The organism is Tersicoccus solisilvae, from assembly GCF_014643255.1.
Lineage (GTDB): Bacteria > Actinomycetota > Actinomycetes > Actinomycetales > Micrococcaceae > Tersicoccus > Tersicoccus solisilvae.
On the sequence record NZ_BMJI01000001.1, the window covers coordinates 88,449 to 113,253 of the forward strand.

At 71.1% G+C, this 24,805-nt stretch carries 26 protein-coding genes and 1 pseudogene; 10 read left to right on the forward strand and 17 right to left on the reverse strand.

Annotated elements, in window-relative coordinates:
* Positions 1-2 precede the first annotated feature (2 nt).
* Positions 3-749, forward strand: coding sequence for a VOC family protein (locus IEX22_RS00410; RefSeq protein WP_188664655.1), 747 nt, complete (start codon positions 3-5; stop codon positions 747-749).
* Positions 749-1,489 carry an MgtC/SapB family protein gene (locus IEX22_RS00415; protein ID WP_188664657.1) on the forward strand — a complete coding sequence of 247 codons (741 nt, stop codon included), beginning with the start codon at positions 749-751 and terminating at the stop codon, positions 1,487-1,489. Before IEX22_RS00410 ends, IEX22_RS00415 begins: the two co-directional genes overlap by 1 nt.
* Positions 1,490-1,511: 22 nt before the next feature.
* Here IEX22_RS00415 and IEX22_RS00420 read toward each other — a convergent pair whose 3' ends face one another.
* The 10 genes from IEX22_RS00420 to IEX22_RS00465 all read right to left on the reverse strand — a co-directional run bounded on the left by IEX22_RS00420 (position 1,512) and on the right by IEX22_RS00465 (position 12,340).
* The gene (locus IEX22_RS00420; RefSeq protein WP_188664659.1) at positions 1,512-3,017 is read right to left on the reverse strand and encodes an aldehyde dehydrogenase family protein; all 1,506 of its coding nucleotides are present in this window, start codon (positions 3,015-3,017) and stop codon (positions 1,512-1,514) included.
* Positions 3,014-3,757: an HD domain-containing protein gene (locus IEX22_RS00425; RefSeq protein ID WP_188664661.1), complete on the reverse strand. Its 744-nt coding sequence runs from the start codon at positions 3,755-3,757 to the stop codon at positions 3,014-3,016. Before IEX22_RS00425 ends, IEX22_RS00420 begins: the two co-directional genes overlap by 4 nt.
* Positions 3,754-5,091: an NAD(P)/FAD-dependent oxidoreductase gene (locus tag IEX22_RS00430; RefSeq protein ID WP_188664663.1), complete on the reverse strand. Its 1,338-nt coding sequence runs from the start codon at positions 5,089-5,091 to the stop codon at positions 3,754-3,756. The genes IEX22_RS00425 and IEX22_RS00430 overlap by 4 nt, the downstream gene beginning before the upstream one ends.
* Before the next feature lies 1 nt (position 5,092).
* Complete coding sequence (locus IEX22_RS00435; RefSeq protein ID WP_188664665.1) at positions 5,093-5,413, reverse strand: 2Fe-2S iron-sulfur cluster-binding protein; 321 nt, start codon at positions 5,411-5,413, stop codon at positions 5,093-5,095.
* 41 nt (positions 5,414-5,454) lie between these two features.
* Positions 5,455-6,276, reverse strand: coding sequence for an SDR family NAD(P)-dependent oxidoreductase (locus IEX22_RS00440; RefSeq protein ID WP_188664668.1), 822 nt, complete (start codon positions 6,274-6,276; stop codon positions 5,455-5,457).
* Positions 6,269-8,164, reverse strand: a complete 1,896-nt coding sequence (locus IEX22_RS00445; protein ID WP_188664670.1) for a PEP-utilizing enzyme — start codon at positions 8,162-8,164, stop codon at positions 6,269-6,271. Before IEX22_RS00445 ends, IEX22_RS00440 begins: the two co-directional genes overlap by 8 nt.
* Positions 8,165-8,256: 92 nt before the next feature.
* Positions 8,257-9,351, reverse strand: coding sequence for a PEP/pyruvate-binding domain-containing protein (locus tag IEX22_RS00450; RefSeq protein ID WP_188664673.1), 1,095 nt, complete (start codon positions 9,349-9,351; stop codon positions 8,257-8,259).
* 5 nt (positions 9,352-9,356) lie between these two features.
* Positions 9,357-10,640, reverse strand: coding sequence for a cytochrome P450 (locus IEX22_RS00455; RefSeq protein WP_188664676.1), 1,284 nt, complete (start codon positions 10,638-10,640; stop codon positions 9,357-9,359).
* Between the two features lie 136 nt (positions 10,641-10,776).
* Positions 10,777-11,589 (reverse strand): IclR family transcriptional regulator, encoded by an 813-nt coding sequence (locus IEX22_RS00460; protein WP_188664678.1) that lies wholly within the window; start codon positions 11,587-11,589, stop codon positions 10,777-10,779.
* A gap of 70 nt (positions 11,590-11,659) precedes the next feature.
* Positions 11,660-12,340, reverse strand: coding sequence for an HD domain-containing protein (locus IEX22_RS00465; protein WP_188664680.1), 681 nt, complete (start codon positions 12,338-12,340; stop codon positions 11,660-11,662).
* A 144-nt stretch (positions 12,341-12,484) separates the two neighbouring features.
* Between IEX22_RS00465 and IEX22_RS00470 the strand changes: the two genes are divergently transcribed.
* From IEX22_RS00470 to IEX22_RS00480, 3 genes are all read left to right on the forward strand, one after another.
* Positions 12,485-12,916 carry an OsmC family peroxiredoxin gene (locus tag IEX22_RS00470; RefSeq protein WP_188664682.1) on the forward strand — a complete coding sequence of 144 codons (432 nt, stop codon included), beginning with the start codon at positions 12,485-12,487 and terminating at the stop codon, positions 12,914-12,916.
* A gap of 105 nt (positions 12,917-13,021) precedes the next feature.
* Entirely contained in the window at positions 13,022-13,240 is a 219-nt protein-coding gene (locus IEX22_RS00475) for a hypothetical protein (protein WP_188664684.1), read from the forward strand.
* A 35-nt stretch (positions 13,241-13,275) separates the two neighbouring features.
* Positions 13,276-13,491: a hypothetical protein gene (locus IEX22_RS00480; RefSeq protein WP_188664686.1), complete on the forward strand. Its 216-nt coding sequence runs from the start codon at positions 13,276-13,278 to the stop codon at positions 13,489-13,491.
* A gap of 116 nt (positions 13,492-13,607) precedes the next feature.
* Here IEX22_RS00480 and IEX22_RS00485 read toward each other — a convergent pair whose 3' ends face one another.
* Together IEX22_RS00485 and IEX22_RS00490 are read right to left on the reverse strand one after the other, a co-directional pair.
* Complete coding sequence (locus IEX22_RS00485) at positions 13,608-13,925, reverse strand: type II toxin-antitoxin system HicB family antitoxin (RefSeq protein ID WP_229659657.1); 318 nt, start codon at positions 13,923-13,925, stop codon at positions 13,608-13,610.
* A gap of 10 nt (positions 13,926-13,935) precedes the next feature.
* Positions 13,936-14,196, reverse strand: a complete 261-nt coding sequence (locus IEX22_RS00490) for a toxin HicA (RefSeq protein WP_188664690.1) — start codon at positions 14,194-14,196, stop codon at positions 13,936-13,938.
* Between the two features lie 84 nt (positions 14,197-14,280).
* Here IEX22_RS00490 and IEX22_RS00495 point away from each other — a divergent pair, with 84 nt between their 5' ends.
* On the forward strand, positions 14,281-15,123 hold the full coding sequence (locus tag IEX22_RS00495; protein ID WP_188664706.1) for a phosphotransferase enzyme family protein: 843 nt from the start codon (positions 14,281-14,283) through the stop codon (positions 15,121-15,123).
* 21 nt (positions 15,124-15,144) lie between these two features.
* On the opposite strand, the gene fmdA is transcribed toward IEX22_RS00495, so the two are convergent.
* Both fmdA and IEX22_RS15980 read right to left on the reverse strand, forming a co-directional pair.
* Positions 15,145-16,395 carry a formamidase gene (gene fmdA, locus IEX22_RS00500; protein WP_188664710.1) on the reverse strand — a complete coding sequence of 417 codons (1,251 nt, stop codon included), beginning with the start codon at positions 16,393-16,395 and terminating at the stop codon, positions 15,145-15,147.
* A gap of 44 nt (positions 16,396-16,439) precedes the next feature.
* A complete protein-coding gene (locus IEX22_RS15980; RefSeq protein WP_306464413.1) occupies positions 16,440-16,868 on the reverse strand; it encodes an FmdB family zinc ribbon protein in 429 nt (142 codons plus the stop codon).
* Between the two features lie 175 nt (positions 16,869-17,043).
* Between IEX22_RS15980 and IEX22_RS16090 the strand changes: the two are divergent.
* The 3 genes and pseudogenes from IEX22_RS16090 to IEX22_RS00525 all read left to right on the forward strand — a co-directional run.
* Positions 17,044-17,633, forward strand: a pseudogene (locus IEX22_RS16090) (8-oxoguanine DNA glycosylase OGG fold protein); the annotation flags it as partial.
* A gap of 1,504 nt (positions 17,634-19,137) precedes the next feature.
* On the forward strand, positions 19,138-19,353 hold the full coding sequence (locus IEX22_RS15695) for an IS3 family transposase (RefSeq protein WP_438816571.1): 216 nt from the start codon (positions 19,138-19,140) through the stop codon (positions 19,351-19,353).
* 163 nt (positions 19,354-19,516) lie between these two features.
* Positions 19,517-19,837 (forward strand): putative quinol monooxygenase, encoded by a 321-nt coding sequence (locus IEX22_RS00525; RefSeq protein WP_188664716.1) that lies wholly within the window; start codon positions 19,517-19,519, stop codon positions 19,835-19,837.
* Positions 19,838-19,858: 21 nt separating this feature from the next.
* Here the strand turns inward: IEX22_RS00525 and IEX22_RS00530 are convergent, their stop codons facing one another.
* The 3 genes from IEX22_RS00530 to IEX22_RS00540 all read right to left on the reverse strand — a co-directional run bounded on the left by IEX22_RS00530 (position 19,859) and on the right by IEX22_RS00540 (position 22,046).
* Entirely contained in the window at positions 19,859-20,344 is a 486-nt protein-coding gene (locus IEX22_RS00530; protein WP_188664719.1) for a DUF2231 domain-containing protein, read from the reverse strand.
* Between the two features lie 72 nt (positions 20,345-20,416).
* Complete coding sequence (locus IEX22_RS00535; protein WP_188664720.1) at positions 20,417-21,697, reverse strand: APC family permease; 1,281 nt, start codon at positions 21,695-21,697, stop codon at positions 20,417-20,419.
* 76 nt (positions 21,698-21,773) lie between these two features.
* The gene (locus IEX22_RS00540; RefSeq protein WP_188666028.1) at positions 21,774-22,046 is read right to left on the reverse strand and encodes a hypothetical protein; all 273 of its coding nucleotides are present in this window, start codon (positions 22,044-22,046) and stop codon (positions 21,774-21,776) included.
* A gap of 229 nt (positions 22,047-22,275) precedes the next feature.
* On the opposite strand from IEX22_RS00540, the gene IEX22_RS00545 reads away from it, so the two are divergent.
* On the forward strand, positions 22,276-24,792 hold the full coding sequence (locus tag IEX22_RS00545) for a right-handed parallel beta-helix repeat-containing protein (protein ID WP_188664723.1): 2,517 nt from the start codon (positions 22,276-22,278) through the stop codon (positions 24,790-24,792).
* The last annotated feature ends 13 nt before the right edge of the window (positions 24,793-24,805 follow it).

Sequence of the window (24,805 nt, forward strand, 5' to 3'; positions counted from 1 at the left end):
CCATGGTCTGGCTGCATTGTTTCCTCGACGTCCCCGCGGACCGGCTCGACGCCGCAGGCGCCTTCTGGGCGGCCGCGCTCGGCTGGCCCCTGGGTGAGCCGTGGCCGGGGCATCCCGAGTTCCGCAGCCTCGTCCCGGCGGCCGGCGACGCCTACGTGCACGTGCAGCGGATCGACGAGGGCGGCCCGCGCGTGCACCTGGACATCGAGTCGCCCGAGGTGTCCGCGGACGTGGCTCGGCTCGTCGACCTCGGGGCCACCCGCGGCCGCACGGATCCCGCCGGCGACTGGCAGGTGATGGCCTCCCCCGGCGGCCTGCCCTTCTGCGTGGTGCCGGGGACGGACGCCCGTCGCCGGCCCGACGGCGTCGATGTCGGCGACGGCGTGCGGGACCGCCTCGTGCAGCTGTGCATCGACGCGCCCCGTGACGCGGCGGACGCGGAGGTCGCGTTCTGGCGGGCCGCGATCCCCGGCCGCTGGGCCGCGTCGACCGGCGAGGGCCTGATCGGCAAGCTGCACCCCGGTGTCGGCTCGACACTCAAGCTGCTGTTCCAGCGGCTGGGCGAGGAGACCGGCCCGGTGCGCGCGCACCTGGACGTCGGCACCACCGACGTCGAACGCGACGCGTCCCGGCTGGAGCGGCTCGGGGCGGTGCGCGTGCGGGACGACGACGGGTGGGTGACCCTGCGCGACCCGGCGGGGCTGGCGTTCTGCACGACCGGTAACGACCCCGACGAGGAGCCGGTCTGATGCAGGGCCCCATCGGTCTGATCACCGGCACCAGCCTGCTGGAGGTGGAGCTGATGCTCGCCACCTTCGTGCTGACCTCGCTCATCGGGATCGAGCGCCAGGTGCACCAGAAGGCCGCCGGCTACCGCACGCACGTGCTCGTCGGGCTCGGGTCCTGCGCCTTCACGCTCGTCTCCGGCTGGGGGTTCACCGCCGTCCTGGGCAGCGACGTCAACCTGGACCCCTCGCGCATCGCCGCCCAGATCGTCAGCGGCATCGGCTTCCTCGGGGCGGGCGTCATCTTCAAGGGCCGCAACGTGGTGCGCGGTCTGACGACGGCGGCGTCGATCTGGGTCGCGGCGGCCGTCGGCATGGCCTGCGGCGCCGGGATGCTCTCGCTCGCGGCCCTGCTCACCCTGCTGCACCTGGCCACGCTGTTCGTCGTCGCGCCGCTGGTCCGGCTCCTGCCGACCGAGGACCGGCGGCGGGTCCTGAGCATCACCTACGTGGACGGTCAGGGCGTGCTGCGCGGCATCCTCGGACTGGCCACCGACCTGGGCTTCGCCTCCTCGATCCAGCGCAGCGCCCGCAGCAACGCCGGCGACCGGTCGCTGATCTCCATGGACATCCGCTTCATCGGGCGGGCCCCGGTACCCGTCCTCGTCCCCCCGCTGCTGGAGCTGGCCGGCGTCGAACGCGTCCGCGTGAAGGGCACCACGAGCGAGGAGACGGACGAGGACGAGGACGACGGCGACGCCTGAACCCGCCCCGCCGGGACGTCGGTCAGCCCGTGGCCCGGCGCCGGTGGATCGACTTGTAGGTCAGGTAGGCGTTCAGTCCCTCGATCCCGTACTCGGTGCCGAGGCCCGAGTCGTGCCGGCCGCCGAAGGGCGCGGCGTGGTTGGAGGCGAAGAAGTTGACGCCGACGGACCCGGTGTCCATCCGTCGCGCCACGGCGAGGGCGGCGTCCTCGTCCTGCCCGAAGACGATCCCGCCGAGCCCGAACGTCGTGTTGTTGGCCAGGGCGACCGCCTCGTCCACGTCCCGGTACGACAACACCGAGAGCACCGGGCCGAAGATCTCCTCGCGGGCGATCCGCATGTCGGGGGTGACGTCGGCGAAGATCGTCGGCTCGACGAACAGGCCGCCGTCCAGGGGTGCCGGCAGGCCGGCGGCGGTGCGCCCGCCGGTGACGGCCCGGGCGCCCTCCGCCAGGCCGTCGCGGACGAACCCCAGCACCGTCTCGTACTGGCTCGCGGTGGCCATCGGCCCGAAGACGGTGCGCTCGTCCAGGGGGTCGCCCTGGACGGCGGCGCCGACCGTGGCCGCCGCCCTCTCGACGACCTCCTCGTACCGGGAGACGGGCGCGAGGATGCGGGTGGAGATGTAGCAGGTCTGCCCGGTGTTGCGCAGGCAGGAGCGGATCAGTCCCGCCGCGAAGACGTCGAGGTCGGCGTCCTCCAGGACGATCGCGCTGGACTTGCCGCCCAGCTCGAGGGTGACCGGGCGCAGCAGCTCCCCGCACGCCCCGGCGATCGTCCGGCCCACCGGCGTGGAGCCCGTGAAGGCCACCTTGTCCACGCCGGGGTGGCGGACCAGGGCGTCCCCGAACCGGCCCGAGCCCGTCAGCAGGTTCACGACGCCGGCCGGCACCCCGGCCGCGGCGATCGCCTCGACGACGAATCGGATCGAGAGCGGCGTGGGCGACGCCGGCTTGATCACCATGGTGCAGCCGGCCAGCAGCGCGGGCGCCAGCTTGATCACCATCAGGTTGATCGGGAAGTTCCAGGGGGCGATCAGGGCGCACACGCCCACCGGGTCCCGGTCGACGACCGACTCGCGTTCCGGTGCGTACGGGAACGGCCGCACGTCCGGTTCGTCCAGGTACGGGGCCAGCGACGCGGTGTACCGGAAGATTCCGGCGGCGTTGGCGGCCGCCCCTCGGGTCTCGGTGATCGGCGACCCGTTCTCCCGGGTGTTGGTCGCCGCCAACAGCTCCGCACGCGCCTCGATCTCGTCCGCGACGCGCAGCAGGTGTTGGGCCCGCTCGGCGGCGGTGAGCCGGGGCCACGGCCCGAACGTGAAGGCGCGCCGGGCCGCGGTGATCGCCGACTCCAGGTCGACGTCGTCACTCTCGGGCACCGAGCCCCATTCCTCGCCGGTGGCCGGGTCCGTCACCGGGTTGCGGCGGGTGCCGTGGGCGGGCACGAACCGGCCGTCGACGAAGACGTCGTCAACGTGGGTCCAGGGCAGGGCGAGTCCCGCACGGCTCGGGACGGTGGCGGTCATCGCAGCACTCCGGTCTTCAGCAGCGCCCGGGAGCGCTCCAGGTCGGCCTCGGCCATCCGGCGGGCGGCGTCGGTGATGAGCTCGGGCATGATCTCCTCGGCGAGCCGGTCCGTGTACCGGGCCGGGTCGAGGGAGAACCACCCGGACGCCAGCGCGATGCCGGCGTGGTCGAAGCGCCACAGCCGATCCGCGTCCCGCACCAGGGCGTCCTCCAGCGAGTAGGCGACGGGCCGCGTGTCGTGCCCGTCGATGATGGCGGTCACCCGTTCGACGAAGGCGGCGTCGTGGCCGAGGCCCGGCAGCACCTCGCGGGCCACCTCGCAGCCCTGCCGCTCGTGCTCGTAGCGGATCCCCGCGCGCCGCCAGTCCCCGGTGAACCCCTCGCTGAGGATGCGGGACTCGTCGACGCGGGCCCACCCGACGTCGTGCAGGAGGATCGTGACGCGCACGAGCTCGCGGTCCGCGGCCGGGTAGGCGTCGCACAGCCGCTCGGCGAAGGCCAGCGAGATCGGCAGGTGGACGTCGTTGCTGCGGGACCGGGTGAGGGGTTCGACGGCGGCCCACAGGGGGTCGAGGTCCTCGCCGGCGGCGGGGGTGAGTGTGATCGGCGACGTGTCAACGGGCCCCGCGGCCGGGATGGGCCGGACCGGGTGATCCCGGTCGAAGGCCGCGGCGCGGGCGTCGGGGGCCGTGGAGGCGTCCGCCGTGGTGGTGGCGGTGGCCGTGGTCGGGTCGGTCATGATGCTCCTTCGGTCACGGCGTCCACCGCGAGCGTCTTCAGCGGCACCGCGGGGTCGGCGGCGGGTCCGGCCGGGATGTTCTGGCCCCTGCCGAGCGCGTTCTTGACCGCCATGAAGTCCAGGGGCGCGTTGACACAGTCCGCGGCGATGATCTGTTCGCCCCGGTAGTAGAGGACGGTGAAGCGGCCCTTGTCGTCGTCCCGGCGGATCACGGTGGCGTCGTGTCCGACGGACAGGCCGGCGATCTGCAGCTTGAGGTCGGCCTGGTTGGACCAGAACCACGGCACGCCGGCGTAGTCCTCCCGGCGGCCGACCACCGCGTACGCGGCGACCTTGGCGTGCTCGATCGCGTTGTTCACGCTCTCCAGCCGGATCCGGGACCCGGGTTCGGCGCCCGGCACCGGGTTGGGCAGGTTCGCGCAGTCCCCCACGGCCAGGGTCGTCCCGTCCGAGGCGCGCGCGAAGCGGTCGACGACGATGCCGTTGTCCACGGCCAGGCCCATCCGCTCGGCGAGCTCGGTGTTGGGGACGACGCCGACGCCCAGGAGCACGATGTCGGCCGGCAGGACGGTTCCGTCCTCCAGTTCGACGCCGCCGACGGGAGCGCCGGCGTCGTCAACCGCGCCGCCCTCCGCCGGGAGGAATCGGGTGATGCGGGCGTTCAGGCGGATGTCGAGGCCCCGCGCCCGGTGCGCGTCGAGGAAGTACTGGGCGGTCTCCTCGCCGACGGCCCGTCCCACCAGCCGCGGCCCGTGCTCGAGCACGACGACGTTCTTGCCCATGGTCTGCAGGCTGGACGCGGCCTCCAGGCCGATGAACCCGCCGCCGATCACGACGACGTCGCGCGCGTCACCGGCGGCGGCCTTCAGCGCGAGGGCGTCGTCGGCATTGCGCAGGTACAGCACCCCGGACAGGTCGTGGCCGGGCAGGTCCAGGCGGCGGGCCCTCGCCCCGACGGTCAGGGCGACCCGGCGGAACGGGAATCGTGCGCCGGAGGCGGCGACCGCGACGCCGGCGCCGTCGCCGCCGGTTCCGGATCCCGCCTCCCGCTCCACGTGGTCGATGCGCTCCCCCTTGACGAGGGTGATGTCGTGCTCGGCCCAGTAGTCGTTGGACCGGAAGATCAGCGACTCGTTCTCGATCTTGCCCTGCAACCACTCCTTGGACAGGGCGGGCCGCTGGTAGGGGCGGTGGTCCTCCTCGCCGAGCAGGGTGATCGGCTCGGCGAAGCCGACACCGCGCAGGGAGACGGCCAGCTGGACGCCGGCCTGACTGGCGCCGATGATCAGCATCCCGGTCTCGGGACGGGGCCCGGAGGTGGGGTCGGCAGCCATGTCAGATCTGCGTCTCGGGTGTGGTCACGGACAGGTCCATGTCGTCGGTGAGCTTGAGCTGGCAGGAGAGCCGCGAGTTGTCCTCGCGGTCCACGGCGGTGCCGTAGAGCATCTCGTCCTCCATGTCGCTCATCTCGGGCAGCTCGTCGAGCTGGTCCTCCCGGACGAACACGTGGCAGGTGGCGCAGGAGAGGGAGCCGCCGCACTCGGCGACGATCCCGGGGACGCCGTTGCGGACCGCGGTCTCCATCACGGAGTCCCCGACGTTGCCTTCCACGTCGCGCACGGCGCCGTCGGCATCGGTGTAGTGAACGGTGGGCATGAGATCTGCTCCTTGCGTGAGGATCGGGTGCGGAGGATCGGTCAGATGAACTGGCGGCCGCCGTCGACGACGAGCGTCTGCCCGCTGATGAACGCGCTGTCGGGGCCGGCGAGGAAGAGGGCGGCACCGACGATGTCCTCCGGCTGGCTGGCGCGGCGCAGGGCCCCGCGGTCCACCCCGTAGGTCTGCGCGTCCGCCATCAGGCCCTGGCTGGCCTCGGTGAGGGTGAAGCCGGGGGCGATGGTGTTGACGGTGATCTCCCGCCGGCCCAGCTCCTTGGCGAGGACCCGAGTGAGGGAGATGACGCCGCCCTTGGAGGCCACGTAGTGGGCCCACTGCTCGGACCCGCTGTAGACGGTGGCGCTGGCGAGGTTGACCACACGGCCCCCGGCGGGCAGGTGCGGGCTGGCGGCGCGGGTGACCAGCCACGGGCCCTTGAGGTTGACCGCCATGACTCGGTCCCACTCGGCCGGGTCGACGTCCTCGAAGGGGCTGCGGGTCACCGCCGCGTAGATCGCCGCGTTGTTGACGAGGACGTCGATCGTCCCGCCGCCGAATTCCGCGGCCGCGGCGGCCATCGCCTCGGTCGAGGCGACGTCGGTGACGTCCACGGTCAGCGCGGCGGCGTCGGCCCCACCCTCCCGCAGCGCCTGCGCGGTGCGTTCGGCGCCGACGCCGTCGACGTCGGCCACCGCCACCCGGTACCCGCGAGCGGCGAATCCGGCGGCGAAGGCGCGGCCGAGGCCCCCGGCGGCGCCGGTGATCAGGACCGTGCGGCCCCGCCCCTCGGTGCCGCCGGTGACGGTCGCCGCCGGGGTGGCGGCGTTCTCGGCGTCGCCGGCCGGCGTCGTCGGCTCAGGCATGGGCCGGCGCTCCGGCGTCGGGAGCGGCGTCGTGATGGTGGGAGTGCGCGCCGGGGCCGGTGACCTCCGGGGCGTCGAGCACGGTGACGACGCCCTTGGTGCCGTCCACCCGCAGCCGCTGGCCGGTGCGGATGGTGGTCGAGGCGCTGCCGGTGCCGGTGACGGCGGGCAGGCCGTACTCGCGGCAGACGATCGCGGCGTGGCTCATCATGCCGCCGATGTCGGTGACGGTGGCCTTGATCTTCCCGAAGATCGGCCCCCACGAGGGGGCGGTGACCGTGGCGACGAGGATCTCGTCCTGCTGCACGTCGGCGAGCTGGTCCGCGTCCGTGATGACGCGGGCCACGCCCTCGACGACGCCCGGCGAGGCGGCCATGCCGCGCAGCCCGCCCTCGGTGTCGTCGCCGTCGCCGAGCCACTGCTGCACCTGCTCCGTGGTGATGCCCCACAGCATGCGGGTGAACGGCTCGGTGATGGAGGCGGGCGGCGTGTTCAGTGCCGGTGCCGGGCGGGCGGTCTTGAGGGCGTCGACGATGCAGCGACGCTCCTCGATGACCGGCCGCCAGTGCAGGCCACCGACCGGGCCGCCCGGGGCGCCGACGCCCCACCCGGTGGCCAGGTCGAACAGCGCGTCGCGGACCTCGTTGCGGTTCAGGTAGAGCAGGTCGTCCGGCTGGTCCCAGAACCCCTGCGCCTGCAGCATCCGGGACAGCTCCCGCACCTTGCGCCAGAACACGCCCATCGTCCAGTGCTCGATGTAGAAGTTGTGGTTCTCGACGTACGGGTAGGCGGTGGCGGCGAGGCCGCGCTTGGCGTCGAACATGTCCCGGACGTCGTCGTCGAGCAGCTCCCGGTACTCCTCGACGATCCGCTCCTTCTCGGCGATCAGCTCCTCCGTGGGCCGCACGATCGTCTGTCCCTCGTCGAGACGGCGGATGTAGTCGGCGATGTAGCCGAGCGGGATCTCCTGGTGGTCCTTCCAGTACTTGTCGTGCCCGTAGAAGCCGTTGCCGACGGTGAAGTTGAACCACGGGTCCTGCGCCTGCCGGTAGCGCTCGATCCACTCCGCGCCACGCGGCGCCGCCTCGATGCCCGCGAGCGTGCCGTCGACGTCGTCGGTCGCGCCGAACCGGTCCTGCAGGCCGAGCTCGACGGCCAGGGTGGCCAGGTGCTTGAGCTCGTCGTCGGGCTTGAACAGCTCCATGTCGACGCCCTGCACCATGGTGGCGATCGACTGGTCGGGGATGTCGGGGAACACCTCCTTGCAGAAGTTGAAGAAGTCCAGGTAGGCGATGTACCCGAGGTTGAGGAACTCGAAGTGGTACTGCCAGTTCTGGTAGGCCAGCTGGATCAGCCGGTCGTAGTTCTCCAGCAGCACCTCGGAGCCGTCCATCGCCTTGCCGGAGACGATGTCGTCCATCGGCACGACGTCGGGCAGCGGCTCGAACGTCAGCGCCTCCATCTCGTCGATGGTGCCGCGGACCTTCGTCTTCCACTGGGTCAGCAGGGAGTCCCAGTTGGCGAAGTAGTGGCCGATCCGCTCGGTGAACAGCGGCACCCGGCCGGCGATCTGCTCCTCGGGCACCGGGATCGGCGACATGTAGAGGTAGCCGAGGTGGATGCGGAACTCGATGCCGTTGGCGTTGGGGATCATCAGGTGCCGGGCGTTGTACTGACCGAGGCACTTCACGGCGAACTCGCCGCCGATCGTCTCGAACGGCTTGAACACGGTGGGCCAGTGCTGGCTGTCGCAGAACCAGAACTTGGCGTCCTCCACCTCCTGCAGCTGAGGCTGGAACGTCAAATAGTAGGGGTAGATGCGCTCCCAGCCCTCGGCCCCGGCGGGCACCGGGAGCTCGGACGGCTTGGGGAAGGACTTCATGGCCATCGGGGGTCCTCTCTGCCGGCGTTCCGGAACGGCCGGAGCGCGCGGGTTCTGACGGGTGAACGGGACGAGCGGGAACGGGTAGTGCGGTGGGCTCAGGCCGGGGGCCGCGGCACCGTGGTCAGCGAGGCGGTGATGGACCCGAGGTCGAAGCCCCCGGTGGCCGGCTTCGCGGTCGCGGGCGCCGCCTCCCTGGGGCGCGACGAGTGCACCGTCTCCGGGCGGGCCTGCAGCAGCAGCAGATCCTCCCCCGCGGGCAGGTCGGCGTCCAGCGCCCACTCGACGTCCTGCGGGCAGCGGTAGTGCTTCTCGGCCCGCTTGGCGAGGGTCGCGACGGCGGCGAGTTCGGCGTCGGTCAGGCAGCGGCGCTCGCGCCGCTCCGGCTCCACGTCGCGTTCCACCAGGGCGCCGGCGTCGGCGTCGGGCACCAGCTCGGCGTGCTTGTCGCCGAGGTGCTCGCGCACCAGGGCGAGGGTGACCTTGTCGACGACGACGTTGTCGGGGGTGACCTGCCCGGACACCACCATCTCGCCGACCCCCCAGGAGGCGTCGATGGTGATCTTGGACCGGTCGCCGTTGGCGGGGTCCATGGTGATGGCGACGCCGGAGACGCGGGAGTTGACCATCTTCTGGACGACGACGGCCATCGACAGTCCCTCGTCCGGGATGCCGTTCTTGAGCCGGTAGAGGATGGCCCGGCTCGTGTACAGCGACGACCAGCAGGCGCGGATGTGCTCCGCGACGGCGTCGAAGCCCGACAGCCACAGGTAGGTGTCCTGCTGGCCGGCGAAGGAGGCGTCGGGCAGGTCCTCGGCGGTGGCGGAGGACCGGACGGCGACGGGGACCGGCGCGTCGAACCGGGCCATCAGATCCGTGTAGGCGTCCCGGGTCTGGTCGCGGATGTGCTCGGGGACGGGGCGAGACGTGATGTGGTCCCGGATCCGGGCGGACACGGCGTCCACCTGGGCGATGTCGTCGGCGTCGAGCCCGGCCAGGAGCGACTCGATCTCCGCCGCGATGCCGGCCGCGGTGAGGAACGCGTCGTACTGGGCGGTGGTGACGACGAAGCCGGGCGGGACGGGCATGCCGGCGGCGGTCATGGTGACGAGCGAGGCGCCCTTGCCGCCGAGCAGGGACAACTGGGGCTCGATGCCGCCGTCGAAGAACTGGACGTAGTCGGTGCTGCGCATGGTGGTCACTTCTCCCAGGTGACGGGCACGGCCGTCGGGGCTCGGAAGGACAGGTTGTCCCCGAAACGGATGGCGTCGGCGTCGACGGTGGTCAGGGTCGGCGCGTGGGCCGCGACCTCCTCGACGACGATCCTCGCCTGCAGTTTGGCGAGCATGTTCCCCAGGCAGTAGTGGATCCCGAAGCCGAAGGACAGGTGTTCGCGCGCGTTGGGCCGGGCGATGTCGAATCGCTCGGGCTCCTCGAAGCGGGACTCGTCGCGGTTGGCGGACCCCATCAGCAGCAGCAGCTCGGCGCCCTCCGGGATCGCGACGCCGCCCACGGTGGCGTCCGCGAGGGCCTTGCGGCGCCAGGCGACGATCGAGCCGGAGAACCGGAGCACCTCGTCGATCGCCGCGGGGATCCGCTTGGGCTCCTCCACCAGGCGCTGCCACTGCTCCCGGTCGGCCAGCAGCAGCCGGAGGGTGTTGGAGATCAGCGTGGTGGTGGTCTCGTGGCCCGCGAACAGCAGGCTGTAGCAGACCGAGGCGATCTCGTGGTCGGTGATCTCGGCCCCGGCGTCCTGGTCCCGCACGAGGTCGGCGACGAGGTTGTCGCCGCCCTCCCGATGCGCCTTCTCCACCAGGGCGAGGCAGGCCTGCCAGTACTCGACGAGGTTGCGGGCGTGCGGCACCTGCTCCTCGTCGGTGAGGTCGCCCCAGGTCATCGCGCCACGGGAGTCGGACCAGCGCTTGTAGTCGTCGATCCGGTCGGTGTCCTCGCCGATCAACGTGAGGATCGTGATGGTCGGCACCTCGTAGGCGATGTCCCGGAACACGTCGCCACGGCGGTCCGGATCGGCGAGCATCCGGTCGATCAGCCGGTCGACGTTGGCACGGATGGCCGGTTCGAGGGCCTTGTAGCGCCGCGGGGTGAAGGCCTTCTGGACGATGGCGCGGATGCGGGTGTGATCCGGTGGCACGCGGGCGGAGAGTCCGGAGTAGGCGGTGAAGCCGCCCTCCTTCATGATCCGGCTCGCCTCGGGGCCGCGTTCGCGGACGGGCGCCTGGGCGTTCTCGCTGGAGAACGTCTGCCAGTCGTCGAAGACGGCCTTGATGTCGTCGTAGCGGGAGACCACCCAGTAGCCGACGCGCTCGTCGAACATCACCGGCTCCTCCTCGCGCAGCCGGGCATAGGAGGGGAACGGGTCGGTCATGGCGAAGGGCTGGTAGCCGTGGTGGTCGCCGGGCGCGGGGCCGACGGCGCCGTGGGCCACCGGGCACCCGGTGGCGTTCGGGGTGGGCACTGACATGGTGCTGCTCCTTCGCGGCGGTGTTGCGAACGGGTGCGGCGTCGTCGCCGACCGGGGATCTGCCACCAGTGTGCTCCGGATCACCCCGCCCGCCGTCATGCGTCCTTCTGCTCAGCGGAAGGTCACCTGTGCCTCGTCACCGGCTCCGGCGGGGCCGATCGGCACCCGGCGTCACGGCCGTGAGGAGGGTCTCGAGGGGGATGTGCGCGGTGGCCCGCTCGAGCCGGCCGGAGACACCACGCAGTGTCGGCAGGTAGCGGTGCATGGTGTCCGCCTGGTTGGAGGGCATCACCACGCCGATCGCGGCGCCGAGCCGGCCGGTGTGGAAGACCGGCACGGCGATGGAGCACGATCCCTCCCGGACCTCGCCGGCGGTGGTCGCGTAGCCCTGGGCGCGAATCCGCACCAGTTCGTCGGCGAGCCGGCCGGGGTGCACGTGCGTGTGGGCCGTCCGCTGCTCGAGGTCGCCGGCGAGGTAGGCCTCGCGCACCCAGTCCTCCTCGAAGGCGAGCAGCACCTTGCCGACGGCGGTGGCGTGCAGGGGCAGTCGGCCGCCCACGCGAGCGGCGCGGGGGACCCGTTTGGTGCCGTAGACGCGGTCGATGTAGAGCGCCTCACCACCCTGGCGCACCGCCAGGTGGGCGGTCTCCCCCGTCAGGGAGTAGAGGTCCTGCAGGAAGGGACGCGCCGTCTCCCGCAGGGCACGGCCTGCGTTCTGCGCGAGTTCCCACAGGCGGATCCCCACCTGGTACCGGCCGGCGGCGTTCCGGCTGAGCATGCCCCAGTCCGTCAGCTCGCCGACCAGCCGGTGCGCCGTGCTCAGCGGCAGCTGGGCGTGGTCGGCGATCTCGGTCAGGGTGAGGGAACGCCGCTCGGTCTCGAAGGCCTCGAGCACCGCCAGGACGCGGGAGGTGACGGTGCGCCCGGGTTCTCGGCTGCCTCCGGACATCGCGTCCCTCCCTCGGGTGCGCGCCGGCTCGTCGTGGTGCGCTCGAGCGGAGTCTAGCCAGCGCGGCAGGTCAGGCCTGCAGCCGGGACCGCTCGGGCCACATCGTGACGGATTCGAGGGCACTGAAGGCGCGGGCGACATGCCGGGCGGCATCGGTGAACAGGTGGTCGTGCACCCGGGACGCGCAGAGGCGCAGGGCCGCGGCGCGATCGAGGCCGAACCAGTCCATCACGGTGTCCAGACCGTGGGGGCTCAGCCGCCACGTCTTGTCGGCGTCCTTGACGATCGCGTCCTCGAGGGACAAGGCCTCGCGGCGGCTGTCGTGGCCATCGATGATGGCGAGGATCCGATCGCTGCGGTCCTCGTCCCAGCCGACGTCGGCCAGGATCCCGGCCGCGAGGCGTGCCCCCTCCCGCTCGTGCAGCAGCACCAGGTCGGGGCGGCCGCCACCGGGGGCGATCGCCGCCAGCACCTCGTCCGGCGGCACGGCGGACCAGCCGACGTCGTGCAGCATGATGGCCGGCAGCACGACGTCGGCGTCGGCCTCGGGGTAGGCGGCGAGGAACGCCTGCGCCAGGCCCACCGCGTAGAGGGTGTGGGCGTCGTTGCTGCGCACGGCGAGGTGCACGGCCGCCCGCTCCCAGATCCGCTGCAGCGGCTCAGCGAGGTCCAGCACCCCGTCGACGGCGTCCGGCACGGCGGCGGACACGTCGTGCCCGAAGTGGTTCGTCTCGGCGCGCAGCTTCGTCATGACCCCAGTCAACCGCGCCACCGGGAGGGTCGAGATGGCCGGCTTCTGCTGACCGGAAGCCCCTGACGGATCGGCGCCCGCTGTCTACGATGACGGTGGACGTCCCGGCTCCGGGACCATCGCCATCGATCGAGAGGATCCGTCATGCCCAAGCCAATCGTGAACAAGGCGACCACCACCTGGAACGGCGACCTGTTCACCGGTTCCGGCACCGTCAACCTGGACACCTCCGGGGCGGCGAACCTCGCCGTCAACTGGAAGGCCCGCGCGGAGGAGTCCGGCTCGGCGACGACGCCGGAGGAGCTGATCGGTGCCGCGCACGCCACCTGCTTCACCATGCAGTTCTCCAACGAGCTGAAGGAGAACGGCACCCCGCCGACGACGCTGCGGACCAGCGCCGAGGTGACCTTCGAAGTGGGCAAGGGCATCACGGGCATCGTGCTGACGGTCGACGGCGAGGTGCCGGGCATCTCCGCCGAGGACTTCTCCCGGGTGGCGGACTCGGCGAAACAGCACTGCCCGGTGTCCCAGGCGCTGAAGGCGGTCGACATCAGCATCACGGCGACGCTGGGCTGATCGGGCGGTTTGTCACCCTACTGATATCTCGATCTGCGAGGTAGATTGGTGACACCGGACCACGCGCCTGCGTGATTCCGTCCGGATGTCGAGACGGAGGCCAGCATGATCGAGAAACTGCACGAGGCCGGGGTTCGCAGCGAGTGGGCCTACGCGGGAGGCTTCGCCTCCATCGCCCTGTCGTTCGTCGCGTGGGGCATCAGCCGTGCGAAGCCGGGTGACTCGAAGGACCAGTCGGACCGCTGGGGCATCTTCGTCGGCCACTGGGCGCCGAGCTTCTTCGCCCTCGGCGTCGCGCTCAAGCTCGAGGAGATCGACGACTGAGCACGGCGGCGAGCCCGGGAACGGAGAAGAGCGACATGGCTGAGGACGACCTGCGGGAAGGCATCCGCCGCGCCCGCGACCACGCCCTGACGCAGGAACAGGAAGAACTCGACCGGATCGCCGGTGGCGGGACGGCCGAGGAGCAGAGCGCCGCGAGCGTTCGCCTGGCCACCCGTCAGGCGGTTCGCGAGGCGCTCGACGACGTGCTCGGTGAGCAGTCCGAGCAGCCGCGGGCGTCGTCGAAGGACTGAGGTCGCTCGACGGAGTGACCGTCGAGGCGACCTCCATACCAGCAGAACGGGCGGTGCCGGTCGGCACCGCCCCTTCTGCTGTGATCGGTTCACCGTCACGGCCACCAGCCGGCGGCTCAGTGGGCGATCAGGTCATTGACATAGCGATTGAGCGAGACCCCGGCTTCCTGCGCCTCGATGACAAGCTGCCGGTGTCGCTCCGGTGGCACTCGAACCTTGAGGTTGCCGCTGTACTGACGCTCAGCGAAGGGCAACGGCACTACTTCGTTCCGAGCGCACATGTCGGCGACAACATCACGCAGGAGTCGGTCCAGCCCTTCGAGGGCGGCAAACCTGTCGGCGTCCAGCCAGGACAACGATGGGAATTCCGCAACGGTAGCGACGAACCCCTCGTCCTCCGGGGACCACGTCACCGCATAGCGGTAGTGGGCCACGATGGACGGCTCACACGGGTTCACTGTTCTGCTCCTTGAGACGATCGATGGCGAGGACGACCTGTTTGACCTGATAGACCTTGGCCATGCCACCCTTGTTCTGGATATTGACCCTCGGGTCGCCAGCCCAAGGGGTGGCGAATACGAGGTGACTTCCCCCGCGCTGTCGTGGCGCACCGAAGTAGTGACGGCACAGCGCCTCCAGGTCGCTGAAGCGAACGGACGACGGTGATTCTCGAACCGCCGCTTCGATTCGATCCAGCACTCCCATGGAACCACTATTGGAACCATAGGACAACACGGATCATTCCCGGTTGCAAGAGACAGGAGGACGTCGAGCACGTACATTCGCGTCATGTCCGACGCCCTGACCGCCGAGCAGCGCCGCCTGCTCTCGTCCTGGCTCGGCGACTGGGAGCAGGTGGCCGACCTGTCCTGGCCGCTGCAGGACATCACCGTGCTGCACGGTTGCACGGCCACCGACGACGTCGTCATCAAGGCCAGTCCGACGACCCATCACATCGCCCGCGAGATCCGCGCCCACCGGCGCATGGTGGGTTCGCTCGCCGGCCGGACCCCGCGCCTGCTGCACGCCGACAGGGAGCACCGCATCCTCGTCACCCGATATCTGCCGGGCGAGCTCGTACAGGGCACGGACGCCGAGCGCGATCCGGAGACCTACCGGCAGGCCGGCCAGTTGCTGGCTCGGCTGCACGGCGCAGGCTCGGACCACGTCAACGCCGGGTATGACGGCGCTGCCCTGGACAAGATCGGCGACCTGATCCGGCGGGCGGAGGGCCTCGTCGACGCCGACCAGCTCGCCGCAATCCGGTCCCGCGCCGCACGACACCGCCTCGAGCCGCGCCCGGTCACGGCGACACACGGCGACTACCAGCCGCGGAACTGGCTGATTCATGACGGCGTCGTCTCCGTCATCGACTGGGGACGCGCCGGCTACCGGCCGTGGGTCTCCGACCTCATCCGGCTGGCCCATCAGCTCACCGGCAGCACGGTGCTGTGGGAGGCGCTGCTCGCGGGCTACGGGCGGGACCCGGCGGACGAGCCGGGCGCCTGGTTGCTGGACAACCTGCTGCAGTCGGTCGGCACCGTGGTGTGGGCGCACGACGTCGGCGATCCCGTGTTCGAGGCCGAGGGCCGGGCGATGGTGGCCCGTGTCCTCGACCGGTGGGGCTCCTGAGCTCCACCGGCCGAGCGACTCTCAGAACGCCGAGTGCGGCGCCCCCACACCCGCGTCGATGCGAGCCGGCCCACTCGCGCTGGGCCGGACGTCGACGTCGAAGATCGCCGTCGGGACGTAGATCGTCGCGCACGAGTTCGGGATGTCGACGACGCCGGAGAAGCGGCCCTCGACCGGTGCGGCGCCGAGCAGCAGGTACGCCTGTTCGGGCGAGTACCCGAACCTGGTCAGGTAGTCGATCGCGTGCAGGCAGGCACGCTGATAGGCGAGCTGCGAGTCGAGGTAGCGCTGCTCCCCGTCCAGGGTGACCGAGGTGCCGGAGAACGAGATCCACTCGGAATACTGCGGGTCGCTGTTGCCCGGCAGGAAGATGGCGTTCTCGGCCACCCCGTACGTGTCCATGCCGCCGGAGATGATGTCGAAGCGCAGGTCGAGGTAGCCCCCCATCTCGATGCCCCCGCAGAAGGTGATCTCGCCGTCGCCCTGCGAGAAGTGCAGGTCCCCCACGGAGAAGTTGGCGCCGTCGACGAACACCGGGTAGAAGACGCGGGTGCCTTTCGAGAGGTTCTTGATGTCCTGATTGCCGCCGTTCTCGCGCGGCGGCGCGGTGCGGGCCCCCTCGGACGCCACCCGCTCGAAGTCAGCCCCGGTGAGCGAGCCGAGGATGGCGCCGTCGGGCTCCGGCGGAAGCGCGAGCGGCGGGACGCGGTCGGGATCGGTGGCGATGAGCGTCGCCTCACGGGTGTTCCAGGTGCTCAGGAGCTCCCGCGAGGGCGCCGTCCCCATCAGGCCGGGATGGATCAGCCCGGTGAACTCGACACCCGGCACGTGGCGACTCGTGGCCTTCCCGCCGGCGAAGTCCCAGATCGCCTTGTACGCGTCGGGGAACTGGTCGACCAGGAAACTGCCGCCGTTGCGCCTGGCGAAGATGCCCGTGTAGCCCCAGCCCTGCCCGGCGAGGGGACCCTCCTCCTGCGGGATCGGGCCGACGTCGAGGATGTCGACGACGAGCAGATCCCCGGGCTTCGCCCCCTCGACCCGCACGGGACCCGAGAGACGGTGCACCGTGTTCAGCGGAGCATCGCGGATGTCGTCGGCCGAGTCGTCGTTCTTGATGGCGCCGTCGAACCACTCGCGGCACTCGATGCGGGCGCTCTGGCCGGGCTTGACCGACACGGCGGCCGGGATGTCGGGATGCCACCGGTTGTGGCCGAGGATCTCCTGCTCGGTGAACGGCTTCGTGGAGTCGAGGGGGAAGATGACGTCGGGCATGGTGCACTCCTTCTGATCCGGACGGACTGGGTACTCCTGACGAACTACGGGCGGGGCAACCGGGAATGACGGGGATCGCGGGACACCGGGCGCGGAGGCTTCCGGTCCCGCGGGACGGCGGAGACGACGCTCGGCGAGTCGGCCGTCTGCTTCGTCGCGTCGATGGCGCGCATGGCGGCGCTGCCGCCATGGCCGAGCGCGGGAGCGGTGAAGACGCGCCGCGTGGGGAGGGCGCACACGGGGCACACCGACGTCGTCGGCACCGTGCTCATCGAGTGGCGCTCGGTACTGACACCGTGCTCGTCACATCGGAAGTCGTAGCTCGGCACACTCACCCCGTTCGATGGAGGACGCCCCGGTCGACCGAGCGAGCTCGATCGACGCCTGCCGTCATTCAATCGACCGGGCCGGCACGCGTCAACCATTCCGGGCGGCAGCGGATCTCGTCGCGCCGGGGCCGCCGCCATGGGCATCCCACCGGGGCGCCGACATGCGCATCACCGGGCAACGATGCACCCGGCTGGTGACGCATATCACGGCTGCACCACTACTCCATTCCCGTCGACCACTCTGTTCTGCACAGCTACCCGTCAGTAGTATTCAGATGCATCTACATGCTTCGGGGGAAGCATCCATGGGGGGTCAACGATGAAGACGGCGGAGGAGATCGGCCGCGACCTGGACGGGTGGCTAGGGCGCCACACCCCGCCCAGTGACGCGACCGTGCGGGCCGAGGCGTTCACGTACAGTCCGGCCCAGTGGCGACGCTGGTGGCCGGCCACGCTCGACCAGCCGGAGGCGGTGTCCGCGACGGATGCCCGGCGGTCGATCCGGCGCGCCGACCTGTACCAGGGATCGGTGGGGCTGACGACGCCGGCCGAGGCGATCGAGTTGTACATGCGCATGTCCGGCTGGGGCTGCGAGACCAGGCAGTACGCGACGTGGCGCGCGGTACGGGCGCTCCAGCCCACCGGCGTGGGGAACGGCTGCTCGAGGCCCACCGACTGGTGCGGACGGGCCGGACCGCGGAGGCCTTCACCCAGATGCAGCGCGGCGGCGACCACCACGTCCAGGGGTTCGGCGCGTCGTTCTTCAGCCGTTGGCTGTACTTCAGCGCCTACGACGCGTGGGACGCCTCCTGGGGACCGGCCCCGCTGATCCTCGACCAGCGGGTGGCCGCGGCGATCGGGTACCGCCGGTGGATGTGGTCCGTCGACGAATACCTCTACTACCTGGACTTCTGCGAGAAACTGCAGGCCCTGTGGCGCCCGGAGGAGCCGACCCACGTGATCGAGTTCACTGAGTTCGACGGCGGCTGGGGCGACCGCATCGGTACCGCCTTAGTGGACGCGGTGTATTCGAAGCAGATGGTCTACGAGACGAAGAACGGTAAGGGTCTCCTGCCCCGGCTGAGGGACTTCAACGAGAAGTACCCGGACGCCTCCGTGTCTCTCGCCGTGCTGACTTCTCTCACAGAAGGCCAGCTCACTGCGGTGTTGGGACACGGGAAGACGAATGGGCGGACCAAGGCGTCGGCCGTTCTCGAAGCGGCGCTTAACCGCAAGGCGGTCGGCGTGATAAAGGCGCGCGACTACGACGCCACAAATGCTAAGCACCGCGACGCCTACACAGCGGTGCACGGACTCGGACCGGTTACCGCGACTACTTCGGCGTGCTTCTGGGCACTCCCGACTTCAAGGTCGACACGTGGATCCGCCGCTTCATCGACCGCGTCGCGGACGAAGCCGGCATTGCCCGGACGGATGACCCAAAGGCCGTGCTGCGCGAGGCTCGCACTCGCGGAGACTTCGGTGCCACCGACACCCACCTCGATCACGCCGTCTGGCTGTACGAGCGTGCACGGGACACCGACCCGGAAACCGAAGAGAAATGCGCTTGACGCGCTACCAGGCAACCGAACTGGCACTCTCGTGACCGGCAGCGCCGAGAACCGTCTCGCCGCCGAAGCGCGAGCTCGTGTCCTCATCGACGCGCAGCTGGAGGCCGCCGGCTGGTCGGTACAGGACAAGAAGAACCTCAACCTCTTCGCCGGCCCGGGTGTCGCCCGCCGCGAGTCCGTGATGAAACCGGGCCACGGCCGTGCGGACTACCTGCTGTATGTCGACCAGCGAGTTGTGGGCGTCATCGAGGCCAAACCGCAGGGCCACCCGCTCTCCGGCGTGGAGTGGCAGTCGGCGATGTACGCCAGCGGCCTGCCCGCCGACGTACGTTTGGCGGCTCGGACGGTCGACGGACGTCTGCCGTTCGTCTTCGAGGCCAGCGGCTCGGAGACGCACTTCACCAACGGTTACGATCCCGATCCGCGCGCGCGCCGCGTCTTTGCCTTCCCGCAACCCGGTAGCCTCGCTCGCATTCTTCGGGAGGCCGACGACGACGCCGACGCACCGACCTGGCGTGCCAAGGTCCGGCACCTGCCACCGCTGGACACCGGCCCTCTCCGACCGGCTCAGATCACCGCTATCCAGGGCATCGAGCGGAGCCTCGTCGCGGTCGACGGCGGTCACATGCAGCCGGTCCAGACCGAGGAGGAGATCACAGTTGGCGCAGTAAGCAGTGTCGTGATGGCAGCGCGCAGCAGGAGGCGCCGTAAGCTCGGACAACGTCGAGGCCTTCCGGGGCGGTGTGCTTGGTCGCCACCGATACTGGAGGCCTCGACCCACTTCTCCCCGCAACCGGCCTACCCCGGCGCGCCGCCCACCCCCACCTCAACTCTGAAGAGCCGTGAACGGCCTCTACAAGACCGAGCTGATCCGTCAGCGCGGCCCTTGGCGGACCGTCGAGCAGGTGGAACGCGCGACCCTCGAGTACGTGTGGTGGTGGAACAACCAGCGCCTCCACGGCGAGCTCGACATGCGCACCCCGATCGAGGTCGAGCAGGCGTATTACGCTGACCTGGAATCAGCCCAGCCGGCACTTGCCGGACAAAGCTCCCGATAGGAACGAAAGTCAGGCCGATTCAGCCAACCCCCAGATTTGGTCACTGGCCCACCGCGGGCCGAGTTGATCCTATCGGCTCATACCGGGGAATCTCACGAACGAACTCATCACCGGGGCCTGCTGGGTGTGCGCCAGCTCCAGCCGCAGGCCTAGGCTGGCGACCATGATCTTCATCTGCGTCAAGTTCCCCGTGAAGCCCGAGTACGCCGACCAGTGGCCGGAGCTGAGCCGCGCGTTCACCGAGGCCACCCGCGCCGAGCCGGGCAACAAGTGGTTCGACTGGTCCCGCAGCGTCGACGACCCGAACGAGTACGTGCTCGTCGAGGCGTTCGACGACGACGCCGCCGAGGCGCACGTGTCCTCCCCGCACTTCGCGGCCATGAAGGACGAGTTCCCGCAGTACCTCACCGCGACGCCGAAGATCGTCTCCCGGCGGGTCGACGGCGACGGCTGGGACGAGATGGGCGAGCTGCAGGTCCGCTGACGACGCGCGCCCGGCGCGTCGTCAGTCCTTCCGCCAGTCCGACCAGGTGGCCGCGGCGCCCGAGTGCCCGGTGACGACGGTCTGGTAGACGAGGAACACGCCGGCGAGCACGGTGAGCACCTGCAGGACCACGCGCAGCCACAGCAGGGTCCTGACCCGGTCCAACCGGGGCAGCCGGCGCGTCAGCCACGGACCCGTGGCGAGGACCAGCAGGACCAGCAGGCCTGCGAAGACGACAGCCACGGCCTTGAGCAGGTCGCCCTGCTCGGCGTGCGCCCGGATCAGTGGCTCGGCCGGCAGCGCCTCCTCGAGCCGCTCACCGGCGCTGGCGGTCAGGACGGCGAAGCCCGCGGACACGATACCGAGGACCGCCACCGTGAGCTCCGTCGCCCGTCGCCACCGCGGCACGACGGCGTAGAGGATGCCGCCGACCGCCGCCAGCGGGGAGAGCACCACGACGGCGTGCAGCAACAGGATGTGGGTGGGCAGGCCGACGAACTCGAGCACAGGACCGCTCCTCGTGACGTGGGCCCCTCTGGTGGGGCCGACGCATGCGTACTCTACGGCGGCAGCCCGACGTCAGGCGTCCGAACCGCCGCCGGTCGCCGAGCGCCGCCACAGCACCAGTGCCCGACCGGCCAGGCCGACCGCGAACATGGCGATGCCGGTCAGCACGGAGATCCCGGGCAGCGTCACCACGAGCGTCACGCAGCCGAGCAGCCCGAGCGCGTTGAGGGCACGTGGCCACCGCCGGTCCGAGGCCGGCTGCGTGAAGGCGGCGGCGTTCGCGATCGCGTAGTACAGCAGCACGCCGAAGGACGAGAATCCGATCACGCCCCGCAGGTCGGTGGTCAGCACGAGCAGACTGACGACGACGGCGAGCGCCAGCTCCGCATGATGCGGCACCCGCCGGGTCGGATGCACGGCGGCGAGCCAACCGGGCAGGTCCCGGTTCCGGGCCATCGCCAGACCGGTCCGCCCGATTCCGGCGATCAGCGCGAGCAGAGCGCCGAGGCTCGCGACGGCCGCCCCGATCCGCACCACGGGGGCCAGCGCCCCGGCCCCGCTCTGCTCGACCGCGTCCACCAGCGGCGCCGTCGACGCGGCCAGGGTCGCCGGCCCCACGGCGGCGAGCGCCGAGACGCCCACCACCGCGTAGACGACGACCGCCACACCCAACGCCAGGGGGATGGCCCGCGGGATCGTCGTGCGGGGGCGGACCACCTCCTCCCCCATCGTCGCGATCCGGGCGTACCCGGCGAAGGCGAAGAACAGCAGGCCGGCCGCCTGCAGGACGCCGAGAGCGCCCCCGGGATCGGGAGCTCCGGCCAGGCGAGCCATCCCGCCGTCGCGCGCCGTCCAGAGGCCGATCACCAGGACCGCGAGACACAGCAGCGTGATCGCCACCAGGATCCGCGTCAACGCGGCCGTCCGGGTGACCCCGCGCAGATTCAGTGCGGCGAGCGCCAGGACGGCGACGACGGCGACGCCCCGCTGGGCGATCTCGGGTCCCGGCACCACGTAGGCGGCGAAGGTCAGCGCCATGGCGGCGCACGACGCCGTCTTGCCGACGACGAAGCCCCAGCCGGCCGTGAAGCCCCACCAGGGTCCGAGCCGTTCTCGGCCGTAGACGTACGTTCCGCCGGAGGTCGGGTAGGCGGCGGCGAGCTGCGCGGAGGCCACCGCGTTGGCGTAGGCGATGACCGCGGCGACGGCCAGGCCGAGCAACAGCCAGCTGCCGGCAGCGCGTGCCGCGGGGCCGAAGGCCGCGAAGACGCCCGCTCCGATCATCGACCCGACGCCGATCACGACGGCGTCGCGCAGGCCGAGCCGGCGGGCGAGCCGATCGTCTCCGCTCATCGCTGCTCCTTCATGCAGCCGCGTCTGCGCGGCGTCGACGCTGCCGACCGGCGTGGCCGCCGACCGTCGCGGAAGGTCAGCGGCGGCCGGCGGTGAGGGAGGCGAGGGCGGTCGCTCCCGCCACTGTGGCCACGGAGGGCCAGGCGCCGAGCTTCTTCGCCAGGGGGTGCGAGCCGCCGAAGGCGCCGAGGTAGACGGCCGTGAGCGCCGCCGCACGCCCGGTGCCGACGTTCTGCTTCCAGCCGGCGAACGCGGCGGCACCGGCAGCGGCGAGGACGACGCCCCCGAGCGGGCGAATGCCGCTCAACCGGGCGACGGCGTACCCCCCGAACAGTCCGGTGGCGGTCATGGCGGTGGGCACGAGCACGTTCACGTGGTCGCTCTCCTTCGGGGTGGGATACGGGTCGCACAAGGGATTCTTCGGGCAGCCTACGCGGCGCGGCTGAACGCCGGCAGGTCACGATGACGACACTTCTGTTACCGGAACGTTATGCAGGGGTAGACTTTCCCAACGGTCTCAGCGGTCGAAAGTTCCTGGCGTCGGTGCGACATCGGCGTCCTGTATCAGAGGTGACCCCATGACATCCGCCCTTCCCGTCCTCCCGTCCCCCCGCCCGCGCCCGCCGGCGCGGCGTCTGGTGCGCGGTGCGTCCGTCCTGGCCGTGCTCGCCGGCCTGCTCACCGCGCCCACGGCCGCGGCGCCGGCGCAGGCCGCCGTCGCCAGTACGGGCGCCGTGTGTCGCGCGATGACGACGCCGATCTTCCAGACCGACAAGCCGGCACCGGGCGGTTCCCTGCTGACCCGGTGGGAGAACGAGTCGCTCCAGTCGACCACGCGGTACGGATACACCCAGAACCGCGGCCGCGTCTTCCAGGCGGGCAGCGCGGCTCTCTCGGGCACGACGGCGGTCCACCGCCTCTACAAGTCCGGCGTCAACGACTTCCGCTGGTCCCTGGACGCAGCGGTGCGGTCGACGCTGAAGGCACAGGGCTACGTCGACCAGGGCGTCAACTTTTACGCGACGGCCGGTCAGGTCGACACCTGCCAGGTGGCCGTCGACGAGTACGCGGACGCCACCGGCCGCAACCATCGCGTCGCCGTCCGCGGCAGCGCGCTGGCCGCCTCGCTGGTCACCCAGCGGTGGTCCCGCGTGGGAACCCCGTTCTGGACCGCGCGGGCCACGACGCCCGCGACGTCGGCGCCGGCTCCCGCGCCCGCACCGGCTCCCGGGCCCGCGCCGGCACCGGCCCCCGCGCCGGGGGCGGCCGGCCCGGTCACCACGACCACCACGACCGCCGGACTCGACCCGGAGGGGACGCGCATCCCGGACACCGCGTATCCGATTCCCGCGGGCGCGGTGTTCATGTCACCGCAGGGTAACGACGGCAACCGGGGCACCACGGTGGCGGCACCCGTCCGGACGCTGAACCGGGCGATCGACCTCGTGCCGGCCGGGGGCACGATCGTGCTGCGGGGCGGCACGTACCGCGATGCCGCCACCGACGGGGGCGCCGCTCGCATCACCGCGAAGGCGCTGACCCTCCAGGCCTACCCCCACGAGCAGCCCTGGCTGGACGGCTCCGACGTGGTCTCGGCCGATCGCTTCGTCAAGCGTGGCGCCGGCTGGGCCACTCCGTGGTCGACGCCGACGTTCTGCGCAGGTCGCTACTACGAGCGCGAGCCACTGGCGCAGAAGTCCGACAACTCCGGGCCGTGTGCCCACCGCGACTTCGCCGTCGTCGGCGCGGGGGACACGCTCCCGTCGGACCCGCAGCAGGCCTTCATCGACGGCGTGCCCCAGACCCAGGTCGCCCACGCGAGCAGCCTGCGCCCGGGCACGTTCTACTACGACTGGTCCGCCCGGACGCTTCAGCTGGGCACGGATCCGGCGGGTCGACGCGTGGAGCTGACCGCCCGGCCGAAGGCGCTGATCCTCGGCACGACGTCGGGCTCCGGCGTCTCCTGGGCGCTCAAGGGAATCGGCGTCCGCCGCTACGGGAGCAACCCCAACGACGGCATTAGCGCCGGAGCCGTCTACGTGGGCAACGGCCGCACCACCGTCGAGAACTCCGTGTTCACCGCCAACGCCGCGGCCGGCCTGGTCTTCAGCACGCCGCAGCCGACCACCCGCGTCAGCCGGTCGGTGTTCGCGTGGAACGGGGACACCCCCCTGGGGGCGAACGGCGACTCCCGCGCCGGGCGAGACTCGGACTTCACCGTCGCGAACAACGTGTTCAACCGGAACGTGTGGGAGGACCTCGGCGTCGACTGCACGATCTCGTGCGGGCAGGCGGCGGTCAAGCTGGCCCACCTGCAGAAGTTCACACTCACCGGCAACCTCGTGCAGAACAGCGGCGGCAACGCGATCGGGCTGTGGTGCGACTCGCTGTGCCGCAACGGCACCTACACCTACAACACGATCCGCGACATCGGTGGCATCGGCATCTTCCACGAGGTGTCGGACACCGGGCTGATCGCCGGCAACGTGATCGACGGCGCCTCCGCAGGCATCCAGGTGACGTCGGCGAACACGAAGGTCTACCACAACACCCTCCTGCACATCCGCGAGGACGTGCCGATCCGGGTCTACGACGACGCCCGCACGCAGGGCCTGTTCGGCATGACCGACGTCGGCCCGGACGTGCGCAACGTCGAGCTGAAGTACAACGTGATCGCCGAGTCGGACCACATGGCCTACGCCGTGAACCCGGACGGCACCTACCGGGCCGCGGCCAACACCCTGCCGGCTGCGTACTTCTCCGCGTTCGACGACAACCTCGTGGTCTCCCGCGCCGACGCCAACCCGCTGTTCATGGCGTGGCGCAGCGACCTGGCCGCACCGGTCGCGTACTTCCGGGCCGCCGACCGGGCGCGGTTCTCCGCGTCGTTCCGCGGCTACGAGTCACGGTCGACGTGGCGGATCGGCGCGCTCGACAGTGTGATGCCTCGGGCGGCCCGTGGCGACTACACCCTCGCGACCGGAGCCCCCGGCGTGAGGCTGGCCGGCGCCCTACCGGCCGACGTCGCGCGGGCCCTGGGCGTCACGACCACGTCCACCCGTTACCTCGGAGCGCTGCCCGCCCCGCGCGGCTGAGCCCGGCCGCCGG